Raw genomic sequence first — 2990 nt, 5'->3', positions numbered from 1 at the left:
GTCCCTAAGACATTTGTCTGGTAGAAATCCTCCCAAGGCCCCCAAACAGTACAAAGGGAAGAAAATATATATTAAAATGTGGGCTTCATGGTGTCCTATCTGTCTTTCAGGATTAAGCGAAATTAATTCTTTAAGTGCAGATAAAAGTAAGAATTTTACAGTTATAACAATTGCTTCTCCAGGGCAAAAGGGAGAAAAACCTACAGCCAAATTTATTCAGTGGTATAAAGGTCTTAATTACAAAAATACTACTGTATTGCTGGATGAAAAGGGGGAAGTGCTAAAAAGGGCAAAAGTTTTGGGATATCCTTCAAACATTATACTGGATGGGAACTTGAATATTGTTAAAACTTTGCCGGGACATCTGACTGCTGCACAAATCAAAGGAGCTGTTAAATAAGTGTATAGTATTTTAATAATTGATGATGAACCAATTATAAGAAGAGGTATTAAAACCTTTATTGATTTTGAAAAATATAAGATAAGTGATGTTTATGAGGCAGAAGATGGTAATTCTGCCTTTAAGACTTTTTCAGAAGTCTTGCCCGACCTTGTCCTGCTGGATATAAATATTCCCTTTAAAAATGGGCTGACTCTTGCCGAGGAGATGAAGGAGCTGAAAAGTGATGTTAAAATAGCCATTATTTCTGGATACGACTATTTTGAATATGCTCAAAAGGCTTTAAAAATCGGAGTTGAAGACTATATTTTAAAACCTGTTTCCAAGACAGATATAAATGAGATAATTTCAAAACTTATCTATAAGCTGGAAGAAGATAAAAAATATAACGAAGCAAGAAAAATTATTAATAAAATTAGCCAAGCTGAAAAATCTGATAAAAATATTTCTCATAGCAAGTATAAAGATATTTTAACAAAAAAAATTGAAGAAAAATACAGCGATATTTCCTTTAACTTAAATTCTCTGGCAGACGAAATGAATTTGTCTTCCGGATATTTGAGTTCACTTTTTAAAAATTTGTTTGGTATTCCTTTTCAGGACTATTTGAATAATATACGGATGGAAAAGGCAAAGCTGCTACTTTTGACAACGGATCTGAAAAATTATCAAATTGGGGAGCTTGTAGGAATGGAAAACTTTAATTATTTCAATTCAAAATTTAAAAAAACTTTTGGAATGACACCGAAAGAATTTAAGAAAAGTGTGCTAGAGAAACTATGAAATTAAAAAGAACTATGAAAAACTCGATGCTGCTTCAGCTGTTTTTTTATTATATTATTGGAAATCTTCTGTTTGTACTTTTTTTAAGCAGCATTTTTTACTACACTTCAAAATACATCATAATGAACAAGGAAATTGAGTATACTAACGAAAATGTTATAAGTACATCCCGTTATATTACACTCTATGCAGATAAATTGAAAAATATAATTAATCTCTTATCTGTTGATGCCGATGTTAGAAATTTTTTAATATCAGGAAACGAAGATTCAAAAAAGAGCATTGAAAAAATGATTTATTCGATTCTTAATAGTAATAAAGGAATTAAAAATATTACTGTAATCGGGAAAAATGGTAACATTGTATCCAGTGACAAAAATAATGATATGAAAATATCAGAAAATATGATGAAGGAAAAATGGTATGTCGATGCTATAAACAATTCAGATATGCCTGTTTTTAATCCCAGCAGAAAAAATTCCACTTCCTCTATGAACTCAGCTCTCTGGTTTCTTTCAATCAGTCGGGACATAAAAAATTCAAGAGGAGAAAATCTTGGTGTTATTGTTTTTGACATTAAATATGAAATTCTTGAAAGATATTTAAATTCCATTTCTTTTGGAAAACAAATCGACAATATTATAGTAGACAAAAACAACAATATTATTTACTACAAAGATGTGAAATGCTTTGCTGATAAAAAGTGTCTTGCAAAGTTTTCAGAAAAGAATAAAAAGAAGGATACATATTTATACGAAACACAGATTGAAAATACAAACTGGAATTTAAGAAGCCTTGCAAACACAAATGACTTAGTAACCTTAAAGAAAAATTTTTCCCACATAGTTATCATTATTTTCCTAGTTTCATTAGCTTTTTCTTCCATTATTACATTTATCGTAATAACAAAGATTCTAAGGCCTTTAATAAAACTGGAAAATCATATGCAAAACTTTGAAAATAATCTACGGGAATTTCATTTGAGTGAAAAAACAGGCTATGAAATTCAGAACCTTGTAGAACATTTTAATGTAATGGTTGAAAAAATAAAATATTTGCGGGAATATGAAATAAAGGCTCTTCACAGCCAGATTAATCCACATTTTCTGTATAACACGCTAGATACTATCATTTGGATGGCAGAATTTGAAGACAATGAAAAAGTAATCAGCATTACAAAATCACTTGCAAACTATTTTAGGCTCTCCCTTAGCAACGGACACGAAAAAATACCGTTAAAAGATGAAATTATGCACACTAAAGAATATTTATTCATACAAAAGCAGAGATACGAAGACAAACTTTCCTATTTTTTCAACATAGAAGATGAAAGCCTTCTTTCCATCGAAGTTCCAAAAATCATAATCCAGCCAATTGTAGAAAACTCCATCTATCACGGAATAAAAAACCTTTCTGGAAACGGAATTATCACAATAGATGTTTACAGACAAAACAGCACTCTCAATATCTCAGTCAAAGACAACGGAATAGGCTTTGAAAAAGCTAAACAGTTCAAAAAAAGCAAGACAGGCGGTGTAGGATTTCAAAATGTCGATAAAAGAATAAAATTCTATTACGGCAAAAATTATGGCGTATTTATAAATAAAGACAACAAAACTGAAGGAGCAGAAGTAATTATAAAAATTCCTTTTAAATCAAGTTTGTAAGTTATTCTTCTACTAAACTTCATTTAAAAAATAACAATAAAATCCTATAATAATTAATTTGATTCTTGTTAAAAAAATTCAAATCTAATTTTTAAGTATCCATCTTAAAGACTTTTATAATTTTATTTATAAATATTATG

General features: G+C 29.5%; 3 protein-coding genes. All 3 read left to right on the top strand.

All coding sequences use genetic code 11. From position 1 onward, the window contains the following. On the top strand, window positions 1–400 hold a 400-nt coding region (locus tag Q0370_RS05885), incomplete at its 5' end, for a redoxin family protein (RefSeq protein ID WP_299573344.1). After that, entirely contained in the window at window positions 401–1183 is a 783-nt protein-coding gene (locus Q0370_RS05880) for a response regulator (protein WP_299573342.1), read from the top strand. Beyond that, window positions 1180–2850 carry a sensor histidine kinase gene (locus tag Q0370_RS05875; RefSeq protein WP_299573339.1) on the top strand — a complete coding sequence of 557 codons (1671 nt, stop codon included), beginning with the start codon at window positions 1180–1182 and terminating at the stop codon, window positions 2848–2850. The genes Q0370_RS05880 and Q0370_RS05875 overlap by 4 nt, the downstream gene beginning before the upstream one ends. Window positions 2851–2990 lie beyond the last annotated feature (140 nt).

The organism is uncultured Leptotrichia sp., assembly GCF_938036635.1.
Lineage (GTDB): Bacteria > Fusobacteriota > Fusobacteriia > Fusobacteriales > Leptotrichiaceae > Leptotrichia > Leptotrichia hongkongensis.
Note: the sequence above shows the minus strand (reverse complement) of the source record. Positions and strands in the feature narration are given on the sequence as shown.

What these genes read in the sequence shown, in the direction of transcription:
- Q0370_RS05875 (WP_299573339.1), top strand. Translation starts at nt 1,180, where the DNA reads ATGAAATTAAAAAGAACTATGAAAAACTCGATGCTGCTTCAGCTGTTT.